This is a genomic window from Chitinophaga sp. (genome assembly GCF_036569125.1).
GTDB lineage: Bacteria > Bacteroidota > Bacteroidia > Chitinophagales > Chitinophagaceae > Chitinophaga.
In genome coordinates, this window is the sequence record NZ_DATCRF010000463.1 from 1 (window position 1) to 7,050 (window position 7,050).

The 7,050-nt window shown below is 47.6% G+C and carries 7 protein-coding genes and 1 riboswitch; of the genes, 5 read left to right on the forward strand and 2 right to left on the reverse strand.

Annotated elements, in window-relative coordinates; all coding sequences use genetic code 11:
• The 4 genes from VIM87_RS17370 to VIM87_RS17385 all read left to right on the forward strand — a co-directional run.
• Positions 1-1,022: MFS transporter (locus tag VIM87_RS17370; RefSeq protein ID WP_331998225.1), on the forward strand; the 1,022-nt coding region annotated here is incomplete at its 5' end.
• 31 nt (positions 1,023-1,053) lie between these two features.
• Positions 1,054-1,626, forward strand: coding sequence for an isochorismatase family protein (locus VIM87_RS17375; RefSeq protein ID WP_331998226.1), 573 nt, complete (start codon positions 1,054-1,056; stop codon positions 1,624-1,626).
• A 13-nt stretch (positions 1,627-1,639) separates the two neighbouring features.
• Positions 1,640-2,203, forward strand: coding sequence for a Crp/Fnr family transcriptional regulator (locus VIM87_RS17380; RefSeq protein WP_331998227.1), 564 nt, complete (start codon positions 1,640-1,642; stop codon positions 2,201-2,203).
• Positions 2,204-2,333: 130 nt separating this feature from the next.
• Entirely contained in the window at positions 2,334-2,723 is a 390-nt protein-coding gene (locus VIM87_RS17385; protein WP_331998228.1) for a RidA family protein, read from the forward strand.
• A gap of 65 nt (positions 2,724-2,788) precedes the next feature.
• Here VIM87_RS17385 and VIM87_RS17390 read toward each other — a convergent pair whose 3' ends face one another.
• Together VIM87_RS17390 and VIM87_RS17395 are read right to left on the reverse strand one after the other, a co-directional pair.
• Positions 2,789-5,170, reverse strand: coding sequence for a ribonucleoside-diphosphate reductase subunit alpha (locus tag VIM87_RS17390; RefSeq protein WP_331998229.1), 2,382 nt, complete (start codon positions 5,168-5,170; stop codon positions 2,789-2,791).
• A 100-nt stretch (positions 5,171-5,270) separates the two neighbouring features.
• The gene (locus VIM87_RS17395) at positions 5,271-6,242 is read right to left on the reverse strand and encodes a ribonucleoside-diphosphate reductase small subunit (RefSeq protein ID WP_089913607.1); all 972 of its coding nucleotides are present in this window, start codon (positions 6,240-6,242) and stop codon (positions 5,271-5,273) included.
• Between the two features lie 120 nt (positions 6,243-6,362).
• A riboswitch (cobalamin riboswitch) is annotated at positions 6,363-6,522 on the reverse strand.
• Between the two features lie 175 nt (positions 6,523-6,697).
• Between VIM87_RS17395 and VIM87_RS17400 the strand changes: the two genes are divergently transcribed.
• Positions 6,698-7,050 (forward strand): ABC transporter ATP-binding protein (locus tag VIM87_RS17400; RefSeq protein ID WP_331998230.1); only part of this gene is annotated, 353 nt, incomplete at its 3' end.

Consider the following 7,050-nt stretch of genomic DNA (forward strand, 5'->3'; position numbering starts at 1 on the left):
ATAAAATACTGCTCATTTCACAAATTGCTTCTATGATACAGTCCGGCGTGCTTGCTGGGCTGGTATTGTTTAAGTTCTATAACATCACCGCCATTATATTATTAGCCATTGCGCAGGGCATTATTAACGCATTTGATACTACTTCCCGTCAATCCCTGATGATAGACCTGATCGATAACAAGGAAGACCTGCCCAATGCCATTGCGCTCAACTCCTCTATGGTAAACCTGGCGCGGCTTTTAGGCCCTGCTATTGCAGGCGTTATATTAAGCGTGTTCGGGGAAGGTATTTGTTTCCTGATAGACTTTCTTACGTTCATTGCTGTGATTATTTCATTGCTGATGATGCGCCTGCAATTACTGGCGCCGCCTAAAACAGATGCCAATATCTGGGAAGGGTTAAGGGAGGGATATGTTTATTTAAAACAATCACCCAACATAGGATCTGCTATTATGATGCTGGGGGCTTCGGGCCTTTTCCTGATGTCGTTCAGTACTTTAACGCCTGTTTTTGCCAAAGAGGTGTTTGGGGGCGATGCAGAAACGTATAGCTGGTTTGCCAGTGTTACCGGCCTGGGTGCGCTGATGAGCGCTATTTATATGGCAGGACTTAAACCCGGCAAAGACCTTTTAAAGATCATTGGCATTGCAGCGGTGGTATTCGGGATAAGCGTGATCCTTTTTTCACGCGTTACATCCCTGCCGCTGGCCCTGTTCTTCATTATGCTTTCAGGCGCAGGTATGATGGGGCAGATAGCCGCTACCAACACTTACGTACAAACCAATGTACCCGGGTATATGCGTGGCCGTATGATCAGCTATTATGCAATGGCTTTCCAGGGTACGCTGCCCATAGGCAGCTTGCTCACCGGTTTGGTGGCGCACAACCTGGGCGCGCCGCTTACGGTATGCTTGCAGGGTACTGCTGGTATTATTTGTGCGGGATTATTTATCTGGGGTATCCGCAGGCGCCGGCAGGCACAGGCGCAAAAGCCCACCCTGGAGTATAGTGATATTGCGTAACACATATTTTTCAAAGCAAAAAAAACATGCTATGGCTATTACCACATTAGACCAACGGACCGCGCTCGTATTAATTGACCTGCAGAAAGGTGTTGCCCAAAATACCGTACCACCGGCAGCAGGCGTAATTGCAAATGCCATCAGTTTAATAACGGCCTTCCGGGCTGCCAAATTACCTATTGTGGCAGTGAATGTGAGCTTTGCGAAAGATTATGCAGATGCGCTGAAAACCCGCACTGAAGAAAAAGGCAGCCGTACGTTTAACGATGGTTGGGATCAGCTGCTGCCAGAGCTGCCGCTGCAGCCGGACGATATTTACATTACTAAGCACAACTGGAGCGCTTTTTATGGTACCGACCTTGACCTGCAGCTGCGGCGCCGCGGTATTACCAATATTGTATTGGCAGGCATTGCTACCAGTATTGGCGTAGAAGGTACTGCGCGCAGCGCACATGAAAGGGCTTACAACCTTACCTTTGCCAAAGACGCTATGAGCGACCGCTCCCTGCCCGCGCATGAGCACAGCTTACAGGTTATTTTTCCAAGAATAGGGGAAACCGGAACTACGGTAGAGATCATTGAGCAGCTGAAGGCGCTGAAGTAATAATAGATATTACATGGAGCAAAAACTCAGGGAACATATCGAAAAAATAGTGCCGCTAACGGATGATGAGTTTGCGTTTGTGCGCGCTCATTTCACTGTTAAAAGCTATAAAAAGCGCGAGTACCTTATCCAGGAAGGTAAAAGCGTAAAGGATGCTTATTTCGTGCTCTCAGGGCTTTTAATGCTGGTATATAACGATGAATCGGGAAAGCAGCATATTGTTTCCTTTGCCATGGAAGACTGGTGGGAAAGTGATTACCAGGCCTATCATATGCAAACCAAAGCCACCATGTCGCTGCAATGCCTTGAAGATACGGAGGTGTGCTGCCTTTCACTGGAAAATTACCGGAAGCTGTGTGCAGGCCTGCAAAAGATGGAACATTTTTTTCTCAGGAAAGCCAATGGTGGCCACATTGCATCGCAGCAGCGCATATTATCTTTCCTTACCTCCAATGCAACGGAGCGTTACCAACAATTAATTAAACGATATCCCTCACTGATCCAAAGAGTGCCTAAAACCCTGCTGGCTTCCTATCTGGGAGTTTCCCGCGAAACGCTCAGCCGCCTTGCCCGCTGATCTTATTTCCACCAGTTTCAAATTGTGATGTTTGTCACGCAGCGGAATGGCCTGTTGTGCCACCTTTGCAGTGTACAATTTTATTAACTGTTTGTGCCTGCTGCAGGGGTGCAAGCTAAAAAGTAAACTCATGGAAAAACGGATCATTAATCCCTGGCAATGGCAGGATGAACGCAGCTATGTGCAGGCCGTTGAAGTAAAACACGCAGAAAGCACACTTTATTGTTCAGGACAGGCAGCCGTGCACGCTGACGGAAAATCCAGCACCGGCGATATGAAAAGCCAGTTAACAGAGGCCATACAAAACCTGGAAAAGGTTATCAGCGAGGCCGGGTATGAATGCAAGGATATTGTACGGTTAAATATCCTTACCACTTCATCAACGGAGTTTTTCGCCTGCTTTGATATTTTCCAGAACTGGATAGCTAAGCATGGCATTAAGCAAGCCACCACTTTGTTTGAAGTAAAAGTTCTTTTTGAAACATTAAAGGTTGAGCTGGAAGCTGTTGCTGTAAAATGATCATCCATAAAAAAAGGGGCTCCGGTTTGCACCGGAACCCCTTTCGCTTCTATATAGTTACACTTTTACGCACTGCAGGTTACGCAACCTTCTTCCATGGTGCAAACCGCGCCTTCCGGAATATCTTCCAGCATGGTTTGGCCCCCTTGCGCTGCGGCTACCACAGGCTCCATTTGCTGGCCGCCCTGTTTTTCTACCGTAAACTGTACGGCTTGTGTGGCTGCCTGTGTACGCAGGTAGTACATACCGGTCTTTAAACCTTTCTTCCAGGCATAGAAGTGCATGGAGGTGAGCTTGGCGGCAGACGGTGTATCTACGAACAGGTTCAGGGATTGTGACTGGCAGATGAACGCGCCGCGTTCTGCCGCCATATCAATGATGGTGCGTTGTTTGATCTCCCAAACGGTTTTATACAATTCCTTCACGTTGGAAGGGATCTCATCTATCTGTTGTATAGAGCCATTGGCAGCAATGATCTTGTTCTTCATGTCATTATCCCACAGGCCCAGCTCTACCAGGTCTTTCAGCAGGTGTTTGTTCACTACCACAAACTCACCGCTCAGTACACGGCGGGTGTAAATGTTGGAAGTGTAAGGCTCAAAACACTCATTGTTACCCAGGATCTGTGAGGTAGATGCTGTAGGCATGGGCGCCAGCAGCAGGGAGTTACGGATACCGTGCTCCACCACGCTTGCTTTCAGTGAGGTCCAGTCCCAGCGGTCAGAGGGTTTTACATCCCACATATCAAACTGCAGGATGCCTTTGGATGCAGGTGAGCCGGGGAACGTTTCATATGCGCCATGTACTTTGGCCATATCGTTAGAAGCGGTTAACGCTGCAAAATAAATGGTTTCAAAGATCTCTGCATTCAGCTTGCGTGCTGCTTCGCTTTCAAAGGGATAACGGAGCAGGATGAACGCATCTGCCAGGCCCTGTACGCCCAAGCCAATGGGGCGGTGGCGCAGGTTGCTGCGGCGGGCTTCTTCTACCGGGTAATAGTTGTTGTCAATGATCTTGTTCAGGTTCATGGTAGCCTGGTAGGTTACCTCGTACAGCTTCTCGTGATCGAACTTGCCATCTATTACAAAGCGGGGCAGGGCCAGGGAAGCCAGGTTACATACTGCTACTTCATTGGCATCTGTATATTCAATGATCTCTGTGCAAAGGTTAGAGCTTTTGATAGTACCCAGGTTCTGCTGGTTGGATTTGCGGTTGGCAGAATCTTTATACAGCAGGTAAGGTGTGCCGGTTTCTATCTGTGCATCCAGGATGGCAAACCACAGGTCCTGCGCTTTCACGGTTCTGCGTGCGCGGCCTTCCTGCTCATATTTTTCATACAGCGCTTCAAACTCAGTACCCCAGCAGTCGGCCAGTCCGGGTGCTTCATGCGGACAAAACAGGCTCCAGTCGCCGTTGGATTCAACGCGTTTCATGAACAGGTCCGATACCCACAGGGCATAGAACAGGTCGCGGGCGCGCATTTCTTCCTTACCATGGTTCTTACGCAGGTCCAGGAATTCAAATACATCGGCATGCCAGGGCTCCAGGTACACGGCAAAGGCGCCTTTACGCTTGCCACCGCCCTGGTCCACATAACGGGCAGTATCGTTAAATACGCGCAGCATGGGGATGATACCATTGGAAGTACCGTTGGTACCACTGATGTAAGAGCCTGTAGCGCGGATGTTGTGAATGCTTAAACCTATACCACCGGCGCTCTGGGAGATCTTGGCGGTTTGTTTCAGCGTATCGTAAATGCCGTCAATGCTATCGCCTTTCATAGTGAGCAGGAAGCAGGATGACATTTGCGGTTTGGGCGTACCTGCGTTGAACAGGGTAGGAGTAGCGTGTGTGAACCAGCGCTCACTCATAAGGTTATACGTTTTAATGGCGGCATCAATATCTTCTTTATGGATGCCTACCGCTACACGCATGAACATATGCTGCGGGCGCTCTGCAATTTTACCGTCTACCTTCAGCAGGTAAGAACGTTCCAGTGTTTTAAAACCGAAATAGTCAAAAGCAAAGTCGCGGTCGTATATAATGTTTGAATCCAGGATCTCCGCGTTCTTCTTAATGATCTCCCACACGTCGTCAGATAACAGCGGAGCAGGCTTACCTATTTTCGGGTCCACATATTCGTACAGCTTCTTCATCGTTGTGGAGAACGATTTTACGGTATTCTTATGCAGGTTGCTAACTGCTATGCGGGATGCCAGCAGCGCGTAGTCCGGGTGTTTGGTAGTTAAAGAGGCGGCGGTTTCTGCTGCCAGGTTATCCAGCTCTGTAGTGGTTACACCATCATACAAACCCTGGATCACTTTTTTAGCTACGTCAATGGAATCCACATACTCTGATGCAAGTCCATAACACAGCTTTTCAATACGTGCGGTGATCTTATCAAACTTTACCGCTTCTTTGCGGCCATCTCTTTTTATTACAAACATGTGTATTGAAATTTAAGAGGTTAGTAAAAAGGGCTATTAGCTATTGGCCGTTAGCTCTTGGCTAGCTAAAAGCTAAGAGCTAATGGCTAACAGCTATTTATTAAAAGTCTTCGTCTAAGCTGAATGTTTGTGTGTCTTTGCCGGACATTACGCCTGATTTCTGATAATCGCCCACACGTTTTTCAAAGAAGTTGGTCTTACCCTGCAGGGAGATCATTTCCATAAAATCAAAGGGGTTAGCGGCATTGAACATTTTGGCGTATCCCAGCTCGGATAACCAGCGGTCTGCTACAAACTCAATGTACTGGGCCATCAGGCGGCTGTTCATGCCTATCAGGTCAACGGGCAGCGCATTGGTAATAAATTCTTTTTCGATGGTTACTGCGTCGCCAATGATCTGGTGTACTTCTTCCTGTGTAAGCTTTTGCTGCAGCATGCTGTATAACAAACAGGCAAATTCGCAGTGCAGTCCTTCATCACGGCTGATCAGCTCATTGGAGAAAGTAAGGCCGGGCATCAGCCCTCTTTTCTTTAACCAGAAAATAGAGCAGAAACTCCCGCTGAAGAAAATGCCTTCCACGGCCGCAAAGGCTACCAGGCGTTGTGCAAAGTTGCCGTTCTCGATCCAGCGCAGGGCCCATTCTGCTTTTTTCTTCACAGCAGGCACCGTATCTATTGCGTGGAATAAGCGATCTTTTTCAGCAGGATCTTTTACGTAGGTATCGATCAATAAAGCATAGGTTTCTGAATGTATATTCTCCATCATGATCTGGAAGCCATAGAAACAACGGGCTTCCGGGATCTGTACTTCGCTCATGAAGTTTACGGCCAGGTTCTCATTCACAATACCATCGCTGGCTGCAAAAAAGGCTAACACATGGGTAATAAAATGGCGCTCACCATCGTTCAGGGTGCCCCAGTCTTTCAGGTCTCCGCTAAGGTCAATTTCTTCTGCTGTCCAGAAGCTGGCCTCGTGCCGTTTATACACTTCCCACACTTTCGGATAATTAATGGGCAGCAATACGAAGCGATCTTTGTTCTCTTTTAACAAGATCTCATTTTCATGGTTCATACGCCAAATATTTTTTATTAACTGTACTCTAAAAATGGATAAGGGGGGTTGACGGGAGATACCTATCCTATGGAGTGAGGAAGGTGTCACTTGCGCCAATACCTTATACGCGAAGGTTAATGACAAATTGTTGCGCCTGGCAGGTATCTGGCTTCCCTGATCAAGAACATCACATGTTGGGGGGATCAGGAATCACAGTAGCGCGTCTGCTCGTGATTCTAACACGATTCCCTATTAATTCCGGGGGTTCATTCCGGAAACCATTGCAACTAAGTCAAGAACTGACACAAATGTAGTACGAAACACATGGGCACCATTTTAAAGTTTTTAACACGTGTGGAAAAAGAAGCTCCTATTTTTGGAAACACAGCGCCCTATTGGGAGAGGATGTGAAAAAGTAATCGTTAAGCATTAGATGCGTTTTTAATACAAGATTTATTTTCTAATATTAACATATGCTCACACTACAACATATACAAAAAAGGTATTATGATAGGCTGATAATCAACATCCCGCAGCTGGAGCTGCCGGCCGGTATTTACTGGATGCAGGGCGGCAATGGCGCGGGCAAAACCACCTGCCTGAAAATTATGTCGGGCTTAATTCCTTTTGAGGGAGAGGTGAAGATCAATACTGATATAAGTAGCAAGCAGCATCCGGTGCGGTACCGGCAGCTGGTGAACTATGCGGAGGCAGAGCCTTTGTTTCCTGCTTTTCTTACCGGGCGCGACCTGGTGCAGTTGCACATTACTACCAAGGGTGCAGGGTATGAAGATATCCACGCGCTATCCACATCACTGGGCATCCC

Coding starts and splice junctions, on each gene's coding strand:
- VIM87_RS17375 (WP_331998226.1), top strand. CDS start 1,054: ATGGCTATTACCACATTAGACCAACGGACCGCGCTCGTATTAATTGAC.
- VIM87_RS17380 (WP_331998227.1), top strand. CDS start 1,640: ATGGAGCAAAAACTCAGGGAACATATCGAAAAAATAGTGCCGCTAACG.
- VIM87_RS17385 (WP_331998228.1), top strand. CDS start 2,334: ATGGAAAAACGGATCATTAATCCCTGGCAATGGCAGGATGAACGCAGC.
- VIM87_RS17390 (WP_331998229.1), bottom strand. CDS start 5,170: ATGTTTGTAATAAAAAGAGATGGCCGCAAAGAAGCGGTAAAGTTTGAT.
- VIM87_RS17395 (WP_089913607.1), bottom strand. CDS start 6,242: ATGAACCATGAAAATGAGATCTTGTTAAAAGAGAACAAAGATCGCTTC.